This is a genomic window from Brevibacillus gelatini (assembly GCF_003710935.1).
GTDB classification, from domain to species: domain Bacteria; phylum Bacillota; class Bacilli; order Brevibacillales; family Brevibacillaceae; genus Brevibacillus; species Brevibacillus gelatini.
Genome location: NZ_RHHS01000046.1, coordinates 1 through 21,743 on the forward strand (window position 1 = coordinate 1; position 21,743 = coordinate 21,743).

20 protein-coding genes and 1 rRNA gene are annotated in these 21,743 nt (G+C 53.6%); 4 read left to right on the top strand and 17 right to left on the bottom strand.

The genetic code is table 11. The features are described 5' to 3' along the window. From EDM57_RS18470 to hprK, 11 genes are all read right to left on the bottom strand, one after another. Positions 1–418, bottom strand: a 16S ribosomal RNA gene (locus EDM57_RS18470); the annotation flags it as partial. A gap of 341 nt (positions 419–759) precedes the next feature. Then, positions 760–1,443: a bifunctional phosphoribosyl-AMP cyclohydrolase/phosphoribosyl-ATP diphosphatase HisIE gene (gene hisIE, locus EDM57_RS18475; RefSeq protein ID WP_122906167.1), complete on the bottom strand. Its 684-nt coding sequence runs from the start codon at positions 1,441–1,443 to the stop codon at positions 760–762. Further along, a complete protein-coding gene (gene hisF, locus EDM57_RS18480; protein WP_122906168.1) occupies positions 1,440–2,198 on the bottom strand; it encodes an imidazole glycerol phosphate synthase subunit HisF in 759 nt (252 codons plus the stop codon). Before hisF ends, hisIE begins: the two co-directional genes overlap by 4 nt. Further along, positions 2,188–2,937: a 1-(5-phosphoribosyl)-5-[(5-phosphoribosylamino)methylideneamino]imidazole-4-carboxamide isomerase gene (gene hisA / locus EDM57_RS18485; RefSeq protein WP_122906169.1), complete on the bottom strand. Its 750-nt coding sequence runs from the start codon at positions 2,935–2,937 to the stop codon at positions 2,188–2,190. The genes hisF and hisA overlap by 11 nt, the downstream gene beginning before the upstream one ends. Continuing rightward, complete coding sequence (hisH, locus tag EDM57_RS18490; RefSeq protein WP_122906170.1) at positions 2,934–3,548, bottom strand: imidazole glycerol phosphate synthase subunit HisH; 615 nt, start codon at positions 3,546–3,548, stop codon at positions 2,934–2,936. Before hisH ends, hisA begins: the two co-directional genes overlap by 4 nt. 1 nt (position 3,549) lies before the next feature. Then, positions 3,550–4,149, bottom strand: a complete 600-nt coding sequence (gene hisB, locus EDM57_RS18495; protein ID WP_122906171.1) for an imidazoleglycerol-phosphate dehydratase HisB — start codon at positions 4,147–4,149, stop codon at positions 3,550–3,552. Between the two features lie 6 nt (positions 4,150–4,155). Further along, the gene (hisD, locus tag EDM57_RS18500; protein WP_122906172.1) at positions 4,156–5,442 is read right to left on the bottom strand and encodes a histidinol dehydrogenase; all 1,287 of its coding nucleotides are present in this window, start codon (positions 5,440–5,442) and stop codon (positions 4,156–4,158) included. Positions 5,443–5,464: 22 nt separating this feature from the next. Beyond that, positions 5,465–6,112, bottom strand: coding sequence for an ATP phosphoribosyltransferase (gene hisG / locus EDM57_RS18505; protein ID WP_122906173.1), 648 nt, complete (start codon positions 6,110–6,112; stop codon positions 5,465–5,467). 3 nt (positions 6,113–6,115) lie between these two features. Continuing rightward, a complete protein-coding gene (locus tag EDM57_RS18510) occupies positions 6,116–7,291 on the bottom strand; it encodes an ATP phosphoribosyltransferase regulatory subunit (protein WP_122906174.1) in 1,176 nt (391 codons plus the stop codon). Between the two features lie 260 nt (positions 7,292–7,551). Then, positions 7,552–8,049, bottom strand: coding sequence for an acyltransferase (locus EDM57_RS18515; RefSeq protein ID WP_122906175.1), 498 nt, complete (start codon positions 8,047–8,049; stop codon positions 7,552–7,554). A 15-nt stretch (positions 8,050–8,064) separates the two neighbouring features. Beyond that, the gene (hprK, locus tag EDM57_RS18520) at positions 8,065–9,000 is read right to left on the bottom strand and encodes an HPr(Ser) kinase/phosphatase (protein WP_122906176.1); all 936 of its coding nucleotides are present in this window, start codon (positions 8,998–9,000) and stop codon (positions 8,065–8,067) included. Between the two features lie 252 nt (positions 9,001–9,252). On the opposite strand from hprK, the gene EDM57_RS18525 reads away from it, so the two are divergent. The 3 genes from EDM57_RS18525 to EDM57_RS23435 are packed head-to-tail and all read left to right on the top strand — an operon-like array spanning position 9,253 to position 11,369. Next, entirely contained in the window at positions 9,253–10,596 is a 1,344-nt protein-coding gene (locus tag EDM57_RS18525; RefSeq protein WP_122906177.1) for a sensor histidine kinase, read from the top strand. A gap of 15 nt (positions 10,597–10,611) precedes the next feature. After that, positions 10,612–11,220, top strand: coding sequence for an accessory gene regulator ArgB-like protein (locus EDM57_RS18530; protein ID WP_122906178.1), 609 nt, complete (start codon positions 10,612–10,614; stop codon positions 11,218–11,220). A 5-nt stretch (positions 11,221–11,225) separates the two neighbouring features. Beyond that, entirely contained in the window at positions 11,226–11,369 is a 144-nt protein-coding gene (locus tag EDM57_RS23435) for a hypothetical protein (protein WP_170163474.1), read from the top strand. Positions 11,370–11,428: 59 nt separating this feature from the next. On the opposite strand, the gene EDM57_RS18535 is transcribed toward EDM57_RS23435, so the two are convergent. The 4 genes from EDM57_RS18535 to uvrB form a co-directional block, all read right to left on the bottom strand. Continuing rightward, positions 11,429–11,797 (bottom strand): phage holin family protein, encoded by a 369-nt coding sequence (locus EDM57_RS18535; protein ID WP_122906179.1) that lies wholly within the window; start codon positions 11,795–11,797, stop codon positions 11,429–11,431. Between the two features lie 33 nt (positions 11,798–11,830). After that, positions 11,831–12,460 (bottom strand): HD domain-containing protein, encoded by a 630-nt coding sequence (locus tag EDM57_RS18540; RefSeq protein WP_122906180.1) that lies wholly within the window; start codon positions 12,458–12,460, stop codon positions 11,831–11,833. Between the two features lie 79 nt (positions 12,461–12,539). Then, positions 12,540–15,407: an excinuclease ABC subunit UvrA gene (uvrA, locus tag EDM57_RS18545; protein WP_122906181.1), complete on the bottom strand. Its 2,868-nt coding sequence runs from the start codon at positions 15,405–15,407 to the stop codon at positions 12,540–12,542. Positions 15,408–15,421: 14 nt separating this feature from the next. Continuing rightward, a complete protein-coding gene (gene uvrB, locus EDM57_RS18550) occupies positions 15,422–17,398 on the bottom strand; it encodes an excinuclease ABC subunit UvrB (RefSeq protein ID WP_122906182.1) in 1,977 nt (658 codons plus the stop codon). Between the two features lie 178 nt (positions 17,399–17,576). Between uvrB and EDM57_RS18555 the strand changes: the two genes are divergently transcribed. Then, entirely contained in the window at positions 17,577–18,509 is a 933-nt protein-coding gene (locus tag EDM57_RS18555; protein WP_122906183.1) for a flagellar hook assembly protein FlgD, read from the top strand. A 68-nt stretch (positions 18,510–18,577) separates the two neighbouring features. On the opposite strand, the gene EDM57_RS18560 is transcribed toward EDM57_RS18555, so the two are convergent. Together EDM57_RS18560 and EDM57_RS18565 are read right to left on the bottom strand one after the other, a co-directional pair. Further along, the gene (locus EDM57_RS18560; protein WP_246005848.1) at positions 18,578–20,296 is read right to left on the bottom strand and encodes a hypothetical protein; all 1,719 of its coding nucleotides are present in this window, start codon (positions 20,294–20,296) and stop codon (positions 18,578–18,580) included. Between the two features lie 127 nt (positions 20,297–20,423). Continuing rightward, positions 20,424–21,692, bottom strand: a complete 1,269-nt coding sequence (locus EDM57_RS18565) for a PDZ domain-containing protein (RefSeq protein ID WP_122906184.1) — start codon at positions 21,690–21,692, stop codon at positions 20,424–20,426. Positions 21,693–21,743 lie beyond the last annotated feature (51 nt).

Here is a 21,743-nt window from a genome sequence, read left to right on the forward strand (position 1 = left end):
CCGAAGACCTTCATCGTTCACGCGGCGTTGCTCCATCAGACTTTCGTCCATTGTGGAAAATTCCCTACTGCTGCCTCCCGTAGGAGTCTGGGCCGTGTCTCAGTCCCAGTGTGGCCGGTCACCCTCTCAGGTCGGCTACGCATCGTCGCCTTGGTAGGCCGTTACCCCACCAACTAGCTAATGCGCCGCAGGCCCATCTCCCAGTGATAGCAAACGCCATCTTTCCTTTTCAGATCATGCGATCCAAAAACCTATCCGGTATTAGCATAAGTTTCCCTATGTTATCCCGGTCTGAGAGGCAGGTTGCCTACGTGTTACTCACCCGTCCGCCGCTAGGGTTCGAAAACCCTCGCTCGACTTGCATGTATTAGGCACGCCGCCAGCGTTCGTCCTGAGCCAGGATCAAACTCTCCAATAAAGTTTGGTACTGGTTCGAAGCTGGTAAAATCATTTAATAATGATAGACTCATCAACGCTTTCGCTGTTCAGTTTTCAAAGAGCATTTTTTGTCGAACGTTTTATATCTTATCACGCTCGTCATTTACGAGTCAAGATTTTTTTATCAAAACTTGTTATCTTTTCTCGTGTTTTGTCGTCCCTCTTGGCGACAAGGAATAATCTATCACATCCAAGATGCGAAATCAATAGCATTTTTTAAAGTTTTTTTCTTCCAGTCCAATTTTGAAACCTCCGCTGAAACCACAACAAAAAACCACTCTTCGATCACAGAGTGGTTTTCTCGCAAGCAGCACCAGCGCCTCACCGCCGCCTTTGCAACTCAGCCAGCACATCATCCAGCGGCAGCTTCTGCTCGCGCAGCAGGACAAGCAAGTGGAAAATCAAGTCGGAAGCCTCGTAGCGCAGTTCTTCGTGGCTGCGATTTTTCGCGGCGATAATCACCTCGGCGGCCTCTTCTCCGACTTTTTTCAAAATCTTGTCGACGCCTTTCTCGAACAAATAGGTCGTGTACGACCCTTCCGGACGCTCGGCCTCGCGAGCAGCGATCAGTGCTTCCAGTTCGCCCAGAATCGCAAAGCGGTCGACTGTCGCGCCCTTATCGGCTGTAACAGCTTTCTCACTGCTCTCGCCTGTTTCCCGCTCCTGCCCCCCTGCCAAAAGCTCCCCGGCAAAGCAGCTATAGGCACCTGTATGACAGGCTGGCCCATTCGGCACGACTTGTACAACGAGCGCATCCCCGTCACAATCCGCCTGAATGGAAACAATCCGCTGTGTATTCCCGGATGTTGCCCCTTTGTGCCACAGCTCCTGTCGCGAACGGCTCCAAAACCACGTTTCTTTTGTCTCAAGCGACCGTTGCAGCGACTCTTTGTTCATATAGGCAAGCGTCAGAACAACCTTGCTCACCGCATCCTGTACAATGACAGGAACCAGTCCTTTTTCGTCAAAGCGCACGTTTTCTGCTGTAAAAAGCTCTACTGTCATGGCCGCACCACAACTCCTTTGGTCTGGAGATATTCTTTCACCGACTGGATGGACGTCTCATCATAGTGGAAAATGGAAGCTGCCAGCGCCGCATCTGCCCGCCCCGCTGTCAGCACGTCGTAAAAGTGTTCCTTCGAGCCTGCCCCTCCGGAGGCAATGACCGGGATGTTTACCGCTTCCGAGACGCGTCTGGTCAATTCGATCCCAAACCCCTTTTTCTCGCCGTCATCATCCATGCTGGTCAAAAGAATTTCGCCCGCTCCCAGCGCTTCCACTTCCTGCGCCCAACTAACGACATCTTTTCCGGCAGCATTGCGCCCGCCGTGCGTGTACACTTCCCAGCGCCCTTCCCCTACCGACCTGGCGTCAATCGCGACCACGATGCACTGGGAGCCGAACACATTCGCTCCTTCGCGAACAAGCTCGGGACGAAGCACAGCAGCTGTGTTCAGCGAAATTTTGTCCGCTCCGGCGCGCAAAATCCGCTTCATGTCCTCCACGCTGTTGATGCCGCCGCCAACGGTAAACGGAATCGTAATGTTGGCCGCCGTACGCTCGATGACATCCACCATCGTCTTGCGCCCTTCGTGGGAGGCGGAAATATCCAGGAACACCAGCTCGTCCGCACGCTCTTCACTGTACTTTTTCGCCAGCTCGACCGGATCTCCGGCGTCGCGCAGCCCGACAAACTGGACCCCTTTTACAACCCGCCCGTCTTTGACATCGAGGCACGGGATAATTCTTTTAGCCAACATCCGGCTCACGTCCTTCCATGCGGGCCAGCGCTTCTTCCAGTGTGAAAGCGTCCGTGTAAAGAGCTTTTCCGACAATCGCGCCGGACACTCCGTCTGACGCATGCTCAGCCAAAACGAGCAGGTCATTCAGTTGGCTCACGCCTCCAGAGGCAATGACCGACTTGCCTGTCGCTTGCGCAAGTGCTGCGATTTCCTCGACGTTTGGTCCTGTCATCGTGCCGTCGCGGGCAATATCGGTATAAATAAACGTTTCCGCGCCGTATGTCACCAGCCGTTTTGCCAGCTCTGTCGCAGCGACGTCTGTTGTCGTAAGCCAGCCACGCGTAGCTACCAGACCCTTGCGGCAGTCCAGGCCAATCGCGATTTTGTCGCCGTACGCCTGCAAAATCCGTTTCGTAAAAGGCTCGTCTTCAATCGCGGCGGTCCCGACAATTACCCGCGCCACGCCTGCATCCAAATAGTCCTTGATCTGCTCTTCCGTCCGAATGCCGCCGCCAACCTGTACTGGGACGGACACTGTGCGGGCGATTTCCTTGATGATGGACGCATTGACCGGCTTTCCTTCCTTGGCACCGTCCAGGTCAACGAGGTGCACCCACTCGGCTCCTTGCTCTACCCAACGCTTTGCCATGGCAACAGGCGAATCCGCATACACAGTCTCCTGGGCGTAATCCCCTTGAAACAGCCGCACACATTTTCCACCGCGAATATCAATAGCTGGATAAATGATAAAACTCACGCCAAAACCCCCTCGCATTGAACGGCAAAATTGCGCAGCAGCCGCATCCCCGTCTCTCCGCTCTTTTCCGGATGGAATTGCATCCCGTACACCTGGCCGCGCCCGACAATCGCCGTGACCTCCTGATGATAGTCGCTCGTCGCCAAGAGCACGTCCGGTTCGCACAGCACATGGTACGAGTGAACAAAATAAACGTACTCGCCTTCACGCACGCCCTCCAGAAGCGGATGCTCCTGCTTTGGACGCAACTGGTTCCAGCCCATGTGCGGGACTTTGTAATCGCCGCGAAAACGCACTGCCTCACCGTGAATCAGGCCGAGTCCGGTGTTTTCGCCGTTTTCCTCGCTTTTGTCAAACAAAAGCTGCATCCCCAGGCAAATGCCCAAGATCGGCCGTTCGGAAGCGACGTATGCTTCAATCGCCCGATCCAGCCCCAGCTCCCTGATGTTTGCAATCGCGTCGCCAAAAGCGCCTACCCCCGGCAAAATCAGCCCGCTGTACTCCTGCAGCCGCTCAGGCACCGAGACGAACTCATACGAATATCCGAGCCGCTCCAAAGCCTTGCTCAAGCTGTACAAATTGCCCATGCCGTAATCAATGATGCCGATCATTCTACAAAACCCCTTTGGTAGACGGGACCCCTTTTACACGCGGATCGATCGTCGTCGCTTCGTCCAGAGCGCGGCCCAGCGCCTTGAATATTGCCTCGATCATGTGATGCGTATTGTGGCCGTAGTGCAAGATCACATGGAGGTTGATTCGCGCTTCGAGTGCCAGCTTCCACAAAAATTCATGCACAAGCTCCGTCGGGAATTGGCCGACTATGTTTGTCGGATAAGCTGCCCGGTACTCCAAATGCGGCCGGTTGCTGATGTCGATCACAACCTGCGCCAGTGCGTCATCCATCGGAACAAAGGCGTTTCCGTAGCGCTTGATCCCTTTTTTGTCACCCAACGCCTCACGGATGCAATGTCCGAGACAGATGCCGATGTCCTCTACCGTGTGGTGGTAGTCGATTTCGATGTCTCCTTTTGCTTTTACCGTCAGATCGAAATGTCCATGCCGGGTGAACAGGTCCAGCATGTGGTCCAGAAAAGGCACGCCCGAATCCTGCCTGCTTTCGCCTGTCCCATCTATCCCAAAGGAAAGGGCGATTTGCGTCTCATTTGTATTGCGCTCAATAGCTGCTGTGCGAATTGTACGCTCACTCATCACTGGTCACTCCTGCTCTTCGCGATCAAAGTCGCGCAGTCTCTCGGTTATGGCGCGTCCATGCCCGGCCAGCCCTTCCTGTTCGGCCAGGGTCACGATTTTTGGCCCGTTTTTCATGAGGTCGCTCTTGCTGTAAGAGACGACACTGGACTTTTTGATAAAATCATCCACCGACAGCGGCGAGGAAAAACGCGCCGTGCCGTTTGTCGGAATCACATGGTTGGTTCCGGCAAAATAATCTCCGACAGGCTCCGAGCTGTACGGACCGAGAAAAATCGCCCCGGCGTTTTGTACTTTGCCCAACTGCGAAAACGGCTCTGCAATCATGATCTCCAAATGCTCGGGAGCGATCCGGTTGATGACGGCGAACCCTTCGTCCAAGTCTTCCACGAGCAAAATGGCCCCGTAATCGCGTATCGCCGCTGCCGCAATCGACTGGCGCGGCAGTTCGGCAAGCTGCCGCGCTACCTCCAGCGCCACCTGCTCGGCCAGCTTCCGCGAAGGCGTGACCAAAATCGCAGCCGACATCGGATCATGCTCCGCCTGCGACAGCAAATCGGCAGCGACATAACGCGCATTGGCGGTATCATCCGCCAGCACGGCAATTTCGCTTGGCCCGGCAACCATGTCAATGCTGACCAGCCCGAACACCTCGCGCTTTGCCAATGCGACAAAAATATTGCCCGGCCCGACGATCTTGTCCACCGCCTTGATTTGCTCCGTGCCATAGGTGAGTGCCGCGATTGCCTGCGCTCCGCCCACTTTGTAAACCTCCGTCACCCCCGCAATCTGCGCCGCTACGAGAATCGCCGGATTGACCTTGCCGTCCGCTCCCGGCGGGGTAGTAATGACCACCTCGGGAACGCCTGCAATTTTGGCCGGGATCGCATTCATCAGGACACTGGACGGATAGGCGGCGGTGCCCCCCGGCACATACAGTCCCGCACGCTGCAAAGGGCGAATCAACTGTCCCAGCATCGTGCCGCTCTCCTTTGTCACAAACCACGACTGGCGCACTTGGCGGCTGTGGTAATCGCGGATGTTTTCCGCCGCCTCCTGCAAAGCCGCTTTCACCTGCGGGGAGACTTGCTCATTCGCTTCGGCAAACTCCGCTTCGCTCACCCGAAACGTCTCCAGCCGCACCCGGTCAAACCTCTCTGTATACTCCCGCAACGCTTCGTCCTTTCGCTTTCGAACATCGGCGAGAATGGCCCTGACGGCTTCCTGCTGCTCTCTCGTTCCCGACTCCACCGACCGCTTTCCGTCAAACTGACTCGCTTCCATAATCCGCATGATGCCTCTCCCCTCCTGCTCTCTATTTTTTACCAGGAATAACCTCCAGAAACTTTCCGGCGATTTCATCGACCGCTTCACTCTTCATCCGGTAGCTGGCACGGTTGGCAATCAGCCGCGTCGTAATCTCGCAAATATGCTCCAGCTCGACCAGGCCATTTTCTTTTAAGGTCCGGCCGGTAGAGACAATATCGACAATCCGGTCTGCAAGCCCGATCATCGGTGCCAGCTCCACCGAGCCGTTCAGCTTGATAACCTCCACCTGCTGCCCCTGCTCGCGAAAATAGCGGGAAGCGATCTTCGGATATTTGGTCGCCACTCTCAGCGCTTCTGTCGGTTTCCAGTCAGGCAGTCCGGCAACCATCATCCGGCAGTAGCCGATCTGCAGGTCCAGCAGCTCGTAGACATCCCGTTCTTCTTCGAGCAAAACATCCTTGCCGACCACACCTACGTCCGCCACTCCGTATTCCACATAGGTCGGGACATCGGTAGGCTTTGCCAAAATAAATTCGAGCCTGGCATTTTCCACGGGAATGACCAGCTTGCGCGAATCCTGCAGTTCAGCCGTTACCTCCAAACCCGCCTGCTGCAAAAAGTGCACAGCCTCTTCAAAAATTCGCCCTTTGGGCATGGCAATCGTCAGCTTTTGCTCATTTGCGAAAAACGCCATCTCCTACTCCTCCTGTTCCGTCATGCAGATCACCTTGCTATAGCCTTGCCCGCTCTCTGCCATTATCTCCGCTTTGCCCGCTACGAGCCGGGTCACGACCACCTGGGAATCCGCCCGCAACTGCTGCGCCTTTGCCAATGCTTCCGACCGCCGAGCCTCTGTATAAAGCAGCAAAATGCGTTTTGGCTCTTGGTCTCGCAGCGACGGCGTGACTGTCAGCAGCCGATCCATTTTGATCGCAAATCCGGTGGCAGGTGCAGAGCGCCCAAACTGGGCCAAAAGCTGATCGTAACGACCGCCGCCCAGCAACGGAGAGCCGAGATCGGCGGCGTAGCCTTCGAAAACAACGCCTGTATAGTAGTTCAGATTGATAATCAGATTGAAATCCAGCAGCAAATCATCGGTAACTCCGTATGCTTCCAGCGCTTCCCACAAGGAAGCAATCGTCTCAACCGCCCGCCCTGCTTTTCCGTCACCCGCAAGCTCCCGCGCCTCGGCGATTTTGCTTTTTCCGCCGCGCAGGCGAAGCAGGGCGTCCAGCCGTTTTTTCCCCTCAGAGTCAATCGCAACCGTCTCCAGCAATTGGCGGAAGCCGACAAAATCACGCTCGTGCAAATACTGGCGAAATTGCTGGCGAACCTCCTCTTCGGCGATCACGTCTTCCAGCAGTCCGTCAACAAAATCAACGTGCCCGATCGCAATCCGAAACGTCTCCACACCGGCCGCCCGCAAACAAAAAACAGCGAGCGCGATCGCTTCCGCATCGGCATCCACAGAGCCATCGCCAATCAGCTCGATCCCTGTTTGGAAAAACTCCGCGTTCCGGCCCGCTTCCTTCTCCTGGGCGCGAAACACGTTGGCCTGATAAAACAGGCGGATCGGCAACGGCACATCTTTATATAGAGAAGAAACAACGCGAGCGATTGGGGTCGTCATGTCCGGCCGCAGGACGACCGTATGCCCCTGTTTATCCAACAGGCGAAACATTCGGTCTGTCAGCGTTGCACTCGCCATTCCCACCGTATCGTAATACTCCAGCGACGGCGTGGAAATTTCCTCGTACCCCCACCGTTCGATACAATGCCGCAGCGCCCACTCCAAATGCCGTTGCTTCGCCAGTGATTCTGGTAATATGTCCCGCATCCCCAGCGGTTTTTCAAATCCCAACGGCTTCGCCATCGTCATTCCCTCCATCGTTCCAGTTCGCTTTACCCTGCTAATATGGTAGCAAACTAAAGTGTTATGTTGAAGATTAACACGAAGACAGCTCGCGGTCAACGGAGATAAGAATAGTCGGAAGATTCTTGAATATATTCCTGTACGCCGCCTTCCCACCAAAAGTCCCGCTCTGGAAGCGGAAGCGATTGAAAAAGGAGCCCGCCAAAACGGACTCCTTTTCTCCATGCCCATGTTCTTTCCCTGCCAGGCGATACGCAAGGCTATTTTTCTTCAGGCTCTCCAGCCCGAATCACGCGCATCGGGTTGCCGCCGACAAAAGACCCGGGCGCCACGTCCTTGTGGACCACCGTTCCCGCAGCCACAATCGCCCCGTCCCCAATCGTCACTCCCGGCAAAATCGTCGAGTTGGCCCCAATCAGCACCCTGTCGCCAATGCGCACTTCTCCCAGCCGGTATTCCTCGACGAGATACTCGTGGGCGAGAATGGTCGTATTGTAGCCAATCACACTGTTTTTGCCGATTTTTATCAACTCCGGAAACATCGTGTCCATCATGACCATCAGCGCCACTGCCGTTTCCTGCCCGACCTCCATCCGCAAAAAGGTGCGGTACATCCAGTTTTTCCATGACGGAAAAGGCGTGTAGCGGGCAAGCTGGATGACGATGAAGTTTTTCACGACTTTCCAGAAGCTTACTGTGCGGTACATTTGCCAGAGCGGGTTTGGCCCCTGGACCGGATAACGTGTAGTCTTCCTCATGCGCCACTCTCCGTCCTAAAAGTCTGAATCGGCATCTTCCAGAATGGCGTTCGACTGCTTGCGCGAGAAGTGCATCGCTGCATTGTAGCCCATCCGCTTCAAGCGGAAGTTCATCGCTGCCACTTCAATGATGACAGCCAGATTTCGCCCAGGCCGCACAGGTACGGTAATGATCGGAATGTCCGTATCCATGATTTTCAGCGTTTCTTCGTCCAGTCCAAGACGCTCGTACATTTTGTGCGGTTCCCACAGCTCCAGTTGCACGACCATCTCAATATTTTTCACGTTGCGGACAGCCCCTGCCCCGAACATGGTCATCACATTGATAATCCCCACGCCGCGAATCTCCAGCAAATGCTGAATCAGCTCAGGTGCGCTGCCGCTCAGCTGCCCGGCCTGCGTCTGGCGAATTTCGACTGCATCATCCGCCACAAGACGATGGCCGCGTTTGACCAGTTCCAAAGCCGCTTCGCTTTTCCCGATTCCGCTCGATCCCATAATCAGGACGCCGACCCCGTATATGTCGGTCAGCACGCCATGAATGGTGGTGGTAGGCGCCAGACGGTTTTCCAGGAAGTTGGTCATTTTGCCCACCAGGGTCGTCGTCGCCAAAGGCGAATGCAGCACAGGCACTCCCCAGGTGTTCGAGGCTTCGATCATCTCCTCCGGGACAGGCTGGTTGCGCGTTACACAAAAGCAGGGAGTCTTCCCCTGCATCAAAAAGTTCATGCGCTCCAGTCGTTCCTCCCGGCTCAATGTCTGGAAAAAGTTGATCTCCGTCAAGCCGAACAGCTGAATCCGTTCCTCCGCGTAGTAGGAGTAGTAGCCTGCCAGCTGCAAGCCCGGACGACTCAAATCCGTTACGGTAATTTCGCGCCCAAGCCCCTCTTCCCCACTCAAAACTGTCATATTGAAATGTTCCGCAAGGTGGCTCACCTTTGTCTTGCGCATGAAAGCTTCCCCCTTTATCTGGGATGATCCGTCCCCGGTTATGTGCCTCTATTGTATCGAAACCGTCAAGCCCCCGACAACCTTTGCCTCTCGTCACGGAACTTGTCTAATCTCGCGAATTGTCGTATCATTTACATTTTTCACGTTATTTCTTAAGATAGAAAATGAGGTTGGTATTAGGCAAAATCTGAGGTAAAGTGCAAATATAGACTGTTTTACTCCGAATGTCGGAAAAAAAGAGGAGGCAACACCTTGGACTTTATACTTCGCTTCTTACTCGTAGACCTACCCGAAGCCTTCTTGCTACTGACGATTAGTTTGGCTTTGTTCAATATATCGGTGTTCGAAAAGAAGAAACAAGCCATTCTGTTTAGCTTGCTATTTGCACTGACAGGCGAGCTGCTTACATTGTTGGAAGTGCTTTATCAACCGAAAGTGCTGTTGATGTTTTTATGTACAACTGTGCTCTTGCTCCTTATTTACCGATTCAATCTATTAAAATCGGTCTTTATGGGAACAGTCGCTCTCGGCGTCATGATTCTTAACGAATCCATTATTCTCGCTATTTTTAACAGTCAACAGTTATTCCTGGAAGAAATCTTGTCTACTACAATGCTGGCAACACTTGCCCGTTTACTATATATAGGGGTATTTCTAACCATCGCGATCGTATTGCGAAAAACCAAATTCGACATTCATCAGCTATTTCAGCACAACCGCTTAAATCGTTATTTATTCCTGCTGATACTATTAGGCAGCATTGAATTTTTTCTTATTTTATTCATGAATACTTCATTCTTTCTGCGGGGAAACAATACATCCATATTCGCCTTGTATACTCCGCAATTCCAACTGTATTTCCAGTTGGCCATCCTGGCTTTGTTTATTGCAATCGTGATCTTGTTCCGGATTTACCTCAATCTGACGATCAACCGTGTGGAAGAAGAGACCGGTACCCCTTATATGAACAGCATTCAGGACCTCTTTACTGCTGTTCGTTCAATCAAACACGATTCTTTGAACCATTACACGGCTATCAATGGATTTTTGAAAAAAGAATTACATAGTCATGCCAAAGAATACGTAGAGCAATTATTAAAGGAAACGGTACTGATTGAAAGATCAGCTGACTCCAGCTCACAAGTATTGGAGCGTATCAAAAACCCGGCTATCGCTTCCTTACTGCAATCAAAAATGGTAGTTTGTCTGGCTGAACGGATCTCGCTTACGATGGAAATCAAGGAGATCAGCCAGTTCTCCCACTACAAAACATACGATTTAATCAAAATCCTGGGTAATTTGCTGGATAACGCCATACGCGCAACCTCCTACGAACTGGAGGAAAACCGTTACATACGTCTGGAATGGGGACAGACCGAAGATGAACACTTCCTGTATATCGAAAATAGCGGTCCGACAATCCCGGAATGTCAACTGCAGGAAATCTTTCATATGGGCTATACCACAAAGAAGAAAGGAGAAGGCGGGCTTGGACTAGCCATCGTCAAAAACGTGGCGGAACGCTACAACGGTAACATTCAAGTCAAATCCACTGACGGTATCACCAGTTTTCGCATTTCTTTTGCAAATCGCTAGCAAGGGGGCAACCAAATGACCTGGACAGAAAAATTGTCTGGAAAAATTGCCCATGCGATTAAGACAGAAGGTTCACCGTACACCGTGGGACAATTGGCGCATGGAATTGAAATCTTTTTGCTCAATGTCATCAATCTTTTCGTTATCGTACTCTTTTCTGCGATATTCAACTTACTAGGAGAAGTCTTGCCTCTCCTTTGCTTCTTTTTTCTACTCCGTTTTTTCACAGGCGGCGTGCATTTTAAAAACCCATGGTCCTGTCTAGTTGCGACACTCCTACTCTTACTGATTGGCGGCGCTATTATCAAGTATGTTTCCCTGGCTTCTGTTGGCATCATGTCGATCCTCATACTTCTCGTTGCAGGGGTAGGAACGTTCATCAATTATGCTTATGCTCCAGCTAAACATACATACATGCCAGACAACCCAAATATCCGGAAAAAGCATCGAACAATTGCTATTCTACTGATAGTTGTTGGTTGCATTCTCTCACTCTTTTTGGTAAGATATTCCTATAAGTTGTCTATGACTTATACACTAGCAATTACTTATCAGTCTCTTCTTCTCATGCCTGTTTCGTTTCGCTTTGTATCTTTCTTAGAAAAAACATTTTCGAAAGGATGATACTCATGAAGAAAGTGCTTTCCTCTGTTTGCAGTTTCTTTGGTGCTTTGTCAGTCCTGAGCGTCGCAGGTGTTATGAAAGGTGGATTTTTATACGAACCAATTCCACCTCATATGCGAGAAGATGTTAAGACAAATAAACAACCATAACCCCATCACAATAACAACCCCGCGAACTCTTCCAACGAGTCCGCGGGTTTTTTTGCTTTCTACCTTCTCTCTTTTTTCATACCGACAACCATCTCAATCAACCAGCCAAAAAGACTCATAAGCGCGGCTGCCACGATGACGATGCCGATATTGTCCGGCCACGGTCCCACTTCGAATCCGTCAATGAAATAAGCTGTCAGGGCAAATGTCACAGCGTTGATGACAAACCAGAAAAGCCCCATCGTCAAGATCGTCAGTGGAAAAGTAAAAAACATCAGCACCGGGCGAATCAATGTGTTCACGACACCCAAAATCAGAATGGCCCACAAAGCAACGGTAAAATTTGCAACGTAAATGGACGCAAACCATTTGCTAATCAAAAGCAGGGCGGCTCCGTTCAGGAGCATTTTGATTATCCAGCGGATCATTCCCATTCCTCCTTCCGCCAGTGTCCCCAGCGTCTACTGGAGCCCTTTCACTTCCAACTCCCACTGTTCAAAAAAGCGGGCCATGAACGCGTGCCGCTCCTGGGCAATCTCCCGGGCCGTTTTGGTGAACAGCCTGTCCTTGATGCGCGTGAGCTTCCAGGCGTATTCCTTTGCCGGGGTATGCTGCTGTGGGTCGTCGGATTGGATAGGACCTCCAATAACCCCAGTATAAGCAAAAACTCGGGCAACTCCAATAGCGCCAATCGAATCGAGCTTATCCGCATCGAACAAAATTTGTTCTTCCAAGCTTACAGGCGGGCGCTCCTTGCGAAAGCGATGGGCAAGAATCGCTGACTGCACTCGCGCGATCACATTCTCTCCGTGCCCCCGCTCGCGTAGCCATTTTTCGGCCACTCTTGCGCTGATCTCAGCGTGACACTCACCGGTACGACGCTCCTCCGCTCTCCCGACATCGTGCAGCAAGGCAGCCAGGCGCAACACCAGCATGTCCGCCCCTTCCTCTTCGCCGATCCGTTCGCACATGGCCAGCACACGCAAGTTATGCTGCCAGTCGTGTGCCGGGTCCTGACCGTCAAAGCATTTTCTCGCTTCCTCCACCAGATCGGCTGGCAGGGCCGCAATCGCTTTTGCCGCGTAATCCATTTCTTCTCCCCCGTCTCTTGCTACGTTTTTTGGACAGAAAAAGACGCCCCCCTGACCTACCCAGGGAGGCTATCCTTGTTTATTTCGATACCAGTTGCTCCAGCTTGGCAATGGTTCTCGCTTTATCCCGTTCCAAAATCGGCTTCAAGTAAGTTCCTGTGTACGAGCCTTCCAATTGCGCCACTTCTTCCGGCGTACCTGTGCCGACAATCTGTCCGCCGCGCGTACCGCCTTCCGGTCCCAGATCCACGATGTAATCGACTGTTTTGATAACATCCAGGTTGTGCTCGATCACAAGGACAGTGTCGCCGTTTTCCACCAGACGCTGCAACACTTTCAGCAGACGGTCAATATCATCGGTATGCAAGCCTGTAGTCGGCTCGTCCAGAATGTACAGCGTGCGGCCTGTGCTGCGACGATACAGCTCGGAGGCCAGCTTGACGCGCTGCGCTTCCCCGCCGGAGAGTGTCGTTGCCGGCTGCCCCAGCTTCATGTAGCCAAGGCCGACGTCCACAATCGTTTGCAGCTTGCGCTCGATCTTCGGCAGATTGCGGAAAAACTCCACTGCATCCTCAATCGTCATTTCCAGCACGTCCGCGATGCTCTTGCCTTTGTATTTTACTTCGAGCGTCTCGCGGTTGTAGCGCTTGCCGTGGCACACCTCGCAAGGCACGTATACGTCCGGCAAAAAGTGCATCTCGATCTTGATAATCCCGTCACCGCTGCACGCCTCGCAGCGGCCGCCCTTGACGTTGAAGCTGAAGCGGCCTTTTTTGTATCCGCGCACCTTCGCTTCGTTCGTCGAGGCAAACAGATCGCGAATGTCGTCAAAGACGCCTGTGTACGTCGCCGGATTGGAGCGCGGCGTGCGGCCAATGGGAGACTGGTCGATGTCAATCACTTTGTCCAGGTGCTCCAGCCCCACGATGCGGCGGTGTTCGCCCGGCTTTACTTTGGCGCCGTTCAGATCGCGCGACAGGGCTTTTTGCAAAATTTCGTTGATGAGCGTACTTTTCCCGGAACCCGATACGCCTGTCACCGCGACGAACAATCCTAACGGAATTTTCGCCGTGACATTTTTCAGGTTGTTTTCCTTCGCACCCTCAATCTTGAGCCACTTGTCGGCAGGCTTTCTGCGCTCCAACGGAACCGGAATGAATTTGCGCCCGCTGAGATAGGCACCAGTGAGCGAATTTTCATCCTTCATCACTTCTTCCGGCGTGCCCGCAGCCACTACCTGACCGCCGTGAATACCCGCACCGGGCCCGATGTCGATAATGTAGTCACAAGCCAACATCGTATCTTCGTCATGCTCGACCACGATCAGAGTGTTCCCCAGCCTGGTCATATGCTCCAGGGTTTTAATCAGGCGGGCGTTATCCCGCTGGTGCAGCCCGATGCTCGGCTCGTCGAGGATGTACAGAACCCCCATCAGGCTGGAGCCGATCTGGGTGGCCAGCCGTATCCGCTGCGCCTCTCCCCCGGACAGTGTACCTGCGGCCCGGCTCAATGTCAGGTAATCCAGTCCGACGTCGATCAAAAAGTTGAGTCGAGCCTTGATTTCCTTCACGATCAGGTTGGCAATTTTCGCTTCCCGTTCGGTCAACACCAGTCCATCAATGAACTGGTGTGCATCGAGAATCGACAGTTCCGTCAGCTCGGAAATGCTGCGCCCTCCGACCTTTACAGCCAGACTCTCCTGGCGCAAACGATGCCCTTTGCAGACGTGGCAAGGTTTCTGGCTCATGAAGCCTTCGATTTGCTCGCGGATATAGTCCGAACTGGTTTCCAGATGGCGGCGCTGCAGGTTGGGAATGACGCCTTCAAACGGTACAACCGCTTCCCGCACTTGCCCGAACTCGTTTTCATAGCGGAACTTGATTTTCTCCCCTTCGCTGCCGTACATCAAAATGTGTACCTGCTCAGGCGACAGCTCCTCAAACGGGATGTCCATGCGAATATGAAAATGGCGGCAAGCCGATTCCAGCAGCTGCTGATAGTAGGTCGACGACTTTGGCTCCCAGGCGCTAATCGCGCCGTCTTGCAACGTCTTGGTCGCATCCGGAACGACCATGTCCGGGTCTACCTCCAGCTTTACGCCCAAACCGTCACACTCCGGGCACGCGCCAAACGGACTGTTGAAAGAGAAAATCCGCGGCTCCAGCTCGCCGATGGAAAATCCGCAAACCGGGCAGGCGTGCTTCTCGCTGAACAACAGCTCCTCCTGCTCCAGCACGTCGACAATCACCTTGCCATCCGCAAGCCGCAGCGCCGTCTCCAAAGAGTCCGCGAGACGCGACTGCACATCCGGCTTCACGACAACGCGGTCCACCACGACTTCGATGTTGTGCTTTTTGTTTTTCTCCAGCTTGATGTCCTCGGACAAATCGGTAATTTCGCCGTTCACACGTACGCGCACGAAGCCCTGCCTGCGAATGTCCTCCAGCAGTTTGACGTGCTCGCCCTTGCGTCCCTGTACCATCGGCGCGAGGATTTGCATTCTCGTGCGCTCCGGGTACTCCATCAGGCGATCGACCATCTGCTCAATCGTCTGGGATTGAATCTCGATGCCGTGATTGGGACAGATCGCTCTGCCCACACGCGCATACAAAAGACGCATATAGTCATAGATTTCCGTCACTGTACCGACAGTGGAGCGCGGGTTGCGGCTCGTCGTTTTCTGGTCGATGGAAATAGCAGGGGAAAGCCCTTCAATCGAATCCACATCCGGCTTGTCCATCTGCCCGAGAAACTGGCGGGCATAGGCAGAGAGCGACTCCACGTAACGCCGTTGTCCCTCTGCGTAAATCGTGTCAAAAGCAAGGGAAGACTTTCCCGAGCCGGACAAACCCGTCAGCACGACGAATTTGTCCCGCGGGATTACTACATCAATGTTTTTCAGATTGTGGGCACGCGCGCCCTTGACGACAATATGTTCCAATGGCATGAAAATACCTCTCCTTAGAGTTCCGCCTTCAGCTCCAGAATCAAATCACGCAGCTCGGCCGCTCGCTCGAACATGAGGTTGCGCGCCGCTTCCTTCATTTCTTCTTCCATGCGTTCGATGACAGCCAGTCGTTCCTTCTTCGGCATCTTCTTGAAATCGGCGTGTGGCAAATAGTCCGCTTTTTCCTCTGCCACCTTTGTCGCCTCGATCACTTCGCGCACAGCTTTTTTCACCGTCTGCGGAGTGATGCCGTGCTTCTCGTTGTAGGCAATCTGGATGGCACGGCGACGCTCCGTCTCGCGAATGGCCGCGTTCATCGAGTCCGTCATCTTGTCCGCGTACATAATCACGCGCCCCTCGGCGTTCCGGGCTGCCCGCCCGATCGTCTGGATCAGGGAGCGCTCGTTGCGCAGGAAGCCTTCCTTGTCGGCGTCCAATATAGCGACAAGGGAAACCTCGGGCAAGTCCAAACCTTCCCGCAGCAGGTTGATCCCGATCAGCACGTCAAATTCACCTAACCGCAAGGATCGCAAAATCTGCATCCGCTCAATCGTCTTGATGTCGGAGTGCAAGTAGCGAACCTTGATCCCGATCTCTTTCAGGTAATCCGTCAGGTCCTCCGCCATTTTTTTCGTCAGTGTCGTGACGAGGACGCGCTCGTTTTTGGCAATCGTAGCCTGGATTTCCCCGATCAGATCGTCGATTTGCCCTTTGATCGGGCGCACCGAAATCGTCGGGTCGACCAGTCCTGTCGGGCGAATGACCTGCTGCACCAGCACCGGGCAGTGCTCCAGTTCATACGGACCGGGCGTTGCCGAGATGTAGATCGCCTGGTTGATTTTTTGCTCAAACTCGTCAAAGCGCAGCGGTCGGTTATCCTTCGCGGACGGCAGGCGGAAACCATGCTCGACCAACACGTTCTTGCGCGCCTGGTCGCCGTTGTACATCCCCCGCACCTGCGGCAAAGTCATGTGCGACTCGTCAATCAGAAGCAGGTAGTCGTCCGGAAAGTAATCCAGCAACGTGTACGGCGCGTGTCCCGCCGGAAGTCCGGTCAGGTGGCGCGAGTAGTTTTCAATCCCGGAGCAGAAGCCCATCTCCAGCATCATCTCGATGTCATAGCGCGTCCGCTGCTCCAGCCGCTGCGCTTCCAGCAGCTTTCCGGCCGCGCGCAGCTCTGCCAGACGCTCTTCCAGCTCCGCTTCGATGCTTTGGACAGCCAGCTTCATTTTTTCGTCGCGGGTAACATAGTGGGACGCCGGGAAAATGGCTACGTGCTCGCGCTGGCCCAAAATCTCTCCGGTCAGCACATCAATAGCGGTGATCCGCTCAATTTCGTCTCCGAAAAACTCCACGCGAATCGCCTGCTCGCTCTCTGACGCCGGAAAAATCTCCAGGACGTCTCCGCGCACCCGGAAGGTCCCCCGCGTGAAGTTGATGTCGTTGCGCGTGTACTGGATGTCGACCAGCCGATGCAAAACCTCGTCCCGGCTTTTTTCCATGCCGACGCGCAGCGACAGCAGCAGCTCCTTGTACTCCTCCGGCGAACCCAGGCCGTAGATGCACGATACCGATGCCACAATAATGACATCGCGCCGCTCAAACAAGGCACTGGTCGCCGAGTGGCGCAGCTTGTCGATCTCGTCGTTGATGCTGGAGTCTTTTTCAATAAACGTATCCGATTGGGGAATGTACGCTTCCGGCTGATAGTAGTCGTAATAGCTGACGAAGTATTCCACCGCGTTATTCGGGAAAAACTCCTTGAACTCTGCGCATAGCTGGGCAGCCAGTGTTTTGTTGTGCGCCATCACCAGTGTCGGCTTGTTCACCTGGGCGATCACCTGGGCAGCCGTATAGGTTTTTCCCGTACCAGTAGCCCCGAGCAACGTCTGGTGCCGCTTGCCTGCCCGGATTCCTGCCACCAGTTCGGCGATCGCGGTCGGCTGGTCACCGGACGGTTGATACTCCGAAACCAATTCAAAACGGTCCATTCCCACGCTCATCTCCTCGTTGCATAACAGTTTCTATTTCCATTATAACACAATTCGGGCGATGATAAGCCGAAATTCGAACAAATGTTTGTCTTCATCCTTCGACACATTATACCGATAATAACTAGTAGTGTACAAGCACATACGGTTAGACTCGCCACCTTCAGGGAGGATCGACATGTCAGATATCGGAACTACCGTTAAAAATAACCCGTATATTCAGCCACACATGAGCTATAAAGGCAAAAAGGAGTTCACTACAGAGCTTGACAACAACGCCTTCATGAAGCTTTTGCTGGAGCAGTTGAAGCATCAGGACCCGATGTCCCCGATGGACAACTCCCAGTTCATCCAGCAAACGAGCATGATGACGATGGTGGAAAAGATCACCAAAATGGCGACGCTGATGGAGCAATCCAACAACAGCATGCTGACGCTGGAAAAGTATGAGTCGCTGATCGGCCGCACCGCAACCTACTACCTGACAACCAAAGACGAGATGACAGGTGAAACCGCGACAGAGACGAAAGAAGGCGTACTCGAAGCCGTTTACATGGACAGCGGCAAGATTTACTTCCGCATCGCCGGAGAGTCTGCCCCGATTCCACTGGCGGACATCAAAGGTCTGGAGTCCCAGGGCATGACCGGAAATGCGCTCGATAGCAGCGTGAAGTTCATGAACATGATCGGCAAGGAAATCTCGTACAAAACGACCAAGGAATTAGACAAGGACGGCAACCCGGCGACTACTGACGACATTGAAAAAGTAGACGAAATCGCGAATGCAGTCATCACCGGCTTCACCATGAAAGACGGCACGGCGCAGTTTACTTTGGATAACGGCACGACCGTCAAGCTCGATCAGGTCGTGGGCATGAGCGTCAAGCCGGACAGCAACGCCATGAGCAACTCGCTGCAGTACGCGCAAATGATCGGCTACAGCATCACTTATACCGAAAAGCAAACCAATCCGGACGGCTCGACCACGGACAACAGTCTGAACGGCATCATTAAGGCCGTCAGCATGAAAAACGGAGTCGTAGAGTTCGTCTTGACCGATGACAAAAAAATTGCGCTGCATCAAATCACCGGATTTGAAGCGAGCGCCTAGTCTGCCACATACGCAAAAGCCGCACTTGCTCCACATCAGGAGCGTGCGGCTTCTTCTTTTGCCCGGCCTTATTCTTTTACGATGGTTTGCCCCGTGAGCGCATCGACATACACCGTCGTGTCAATCTTCGCCTCACCCCCGCAAAAACAGTGCGAACGGGTTTGCCGGAAGGACAGATCATAGCCAAGCTTCCAGGTGATCGCGCCTGTTTCCCAGTCTTTTTGGTGAATGTAGGTCAACTCAAGTGGCAAGGCTTGCAACAAACGCTCCATCGCTTGCTGTTCATGGAGCGCTTTGGCGCGATCAGGGAAGACGATGTGATCCGGGCGATTCACGCTGACTTCCTCCACTTTGCCCGTCCACGAATTCACCGTAATCGTATACATGCCCTCTTCTGCCATCTGTCCGATCCGGTAGACGGGAATGCCGCCAACGAGTGGGTCAGCAGCAATCACCGTGTACTTGTCGTGGTCGATGTCCGTGATCCTCAACTGCTGGCTTCCGGAAGGTACAAGCCTTTTCAGCACGCCTTCCGCTTCCTTGCGATCCCGGCTTTTGTCCGTCTTGGCCGTCGACCACTGTTCCTCTGCCTGCTTGTAGACAAAACGGATGAGTCGCCCCGTCCCGGCATCTATTTCAAGCATCATATGCTGGCTTTGTCCCTGGCTGATCCCTTCCGGAAAATTTCCGAGCTGGTATTTCTTGTCCGAATCGGCGACTCCCTCCTGGAAATAGCCCCAAACAAAAAAGCGACGCGCCTGACCGTCATCGTACGTTTCCTCAAAGACCGCAAGCGGCAACGTTCCGGATTCGAGCTTGAACAAGATGCGCAACAAGTTGCGGGCCTCGCTCTCGGTTAGCGCACGCCAGTTTTCCCCGGTCCCGGTCACGTTCAATATCTGTGCCTGAGTTGCTGGTGCTGCCAGCCTTTTCCCGCTGAACGCGTCCAAGGCGCTGCCGGTATACTCCTGCGAAATGATTCCGTCCTTTACGATATAGGCGAGACTCGCGGCCACCTGCTTGCCTTGCCCCTGCTCATCAGGCAGCAAATAAACCAGTTCCAGCGGACGCTGTGCCTTCCAGTTCGCTACTGCTTGCGCAGCCGAAATGACGCTCTTTGGTGCAGGCAGTGCCGCTGGATTCACCGCTTCATACAACCGCCCGTCCAACGTCGAAAAGCCGACCAGCCGCCCGGAGGCGTCGAAGCTGACAAAGCTGTCATAAGCATCGTCGAGCACGACATTGTTCACCTTGCGAACCATTCGGACCGTCAGCCTGCCCTCATCCTCCGTTACCGCTCGTGCCTGATACGCATTTCCCGCACCAACCAAGCCCGCTATGAAGTTTTCCGCTCGCGTTTTCGCCTGCTGCTCAGTCGGAAATGCAGGCTTCGCCCCGTTGGCGGGAACAAGCTCCAGCCTGAGCAAATGTCCGGTAGCCGGGTCAAAAATTGCACTGTCCTCCCCCTGATCTGCTCCGTTGACCGCTCGTTCAAAAGAAACCTGCACACCGCTAATACCTGGTCCGTCCACATCACCGCCGTACACAATCTTGCGCGATGCCAACTCCGGCAACAGCCGAACCAATTTTTCGATCCCTTTGGCAACAGGCTGAGGGACAACGCCCTGGGCATTCGCGGCGATTACCGAACGAGCCGACTGATCCGTACTTGCTCCCGCCAATGGCGCAGCGATCACGCTCGTCACCGTTAAGGCCCCAGTCAGTACACACAAGACCGTCTTTTTCAGATCGGACAAATGACTCACTCCCTTCATTTTTTTGTACAATATGACGCGCCACCCGCACATAAGTTTTGTGAGTAGGCGAGCGTTCATCAAATTTTATTATTGAATCTCTCCCTATAGGCAAAAGAAGGTACGCAACCTCTGTCGCATACCTTCTTCCCTCTGGCCATCAAGCGCCCACATTCAGTTTTTCCAGCTTCTGCCTGATAAGCTCGACGACACTGGATCGTTTCAAATCGACAAATACGCGCGTCGTCGCATCCGGCACCACGATGATCCCCAGCTGATGGTGGTTCCCTGCGTAGACAGCACACTGCACAAACTTCAGCTCGCCTTCGCGCGTGAGAACTTCCATTTTGCAAAAAGCCGGATTAGCCTGCAACGCCGGATACAGCTCTTCCTTGTCCCGCACCGGAATGCCGTTGACCTTCACGATGATTTCTCCTGTCGTAATCCCGATCTCCTCAGCCCGCGTACCCGTGATGACCCCCATGACCTTGACGCCGCGAGAAGACTGGATGAAATAAGGAGAACGCTGCCTTTCTTTCCACTGGCTCCAGAAAAACAACGCTTCGTGCCCGAACAAAGCAAACAGGGCAGCGAGCAAAACAAGCGGCGCGAACAAAACAGACAGGGCGCACAACGCCAATAGCCCGACTGCGTACCAGGTGAGATTTTTGGAAATTTGTCTTGCCTTTTTCATCGGGGTCATCGTCTGGGTCATATCCGAAAAACCCGTAACCGTTGGCAGCAGCATCAGTCCGTAGGAAGCCAGCTCGCCGGAAAAAAACGGCCAGCCCGGATAAAGGGTACCACTGATTGTCCCCGGCTCCACCTGGACGAACAAGGCAAGCGGAGTCAGCCAAAACGAATGCAGCAGGTACGCTCCGACAATCCGCCCGCGCTGTCCTTCGACAAACAGCGGAGAAGCGTCCTTGCCCCCGTTCCAGCGGACGAGCATCGCTTCGATCAGATGCATGATCGCCACCAGAGCCAAGAGCGGGATCGGCTTCGCCTGCAGCAGCATTTCCCACACGCTGCCGAGTCCCGAAACGTCCCTCACCCCTGGGAATGCTTGAGCAATCGCGTGCAAAATGGATAAAAGACCTGCCGCATAGGCAAAGCAAAGAAAACGCAAGCGAATCAGCGCCAAAAAAAGAGCCAATGCCCATAAAATCCATAAATCTTGTGCCTGCACGACAACTCCCAGTCCCGCAGCAAGAAGCGAGATGCACAACCCTCCTGTTACGCCCATTCCTACTGCCCGGAATGTCGAAAGGAGCGGAGACTGCATGCGGGCGGCAAATAGCTGTCTTTCCAGCTTCATTTGTCTGCGATAGTGCAAGTAAATGAACCCGAGAAAGAGGTAAAAAACGGGATTGAGAAAAAACGCGGCAAAGCCATATGCAATAGAAAGCATATCTGCCTGAATCGCCAATTGCCTCACCTCAAATAAAAAAAGAAAACCACGACATGTGATTTGCCGTGG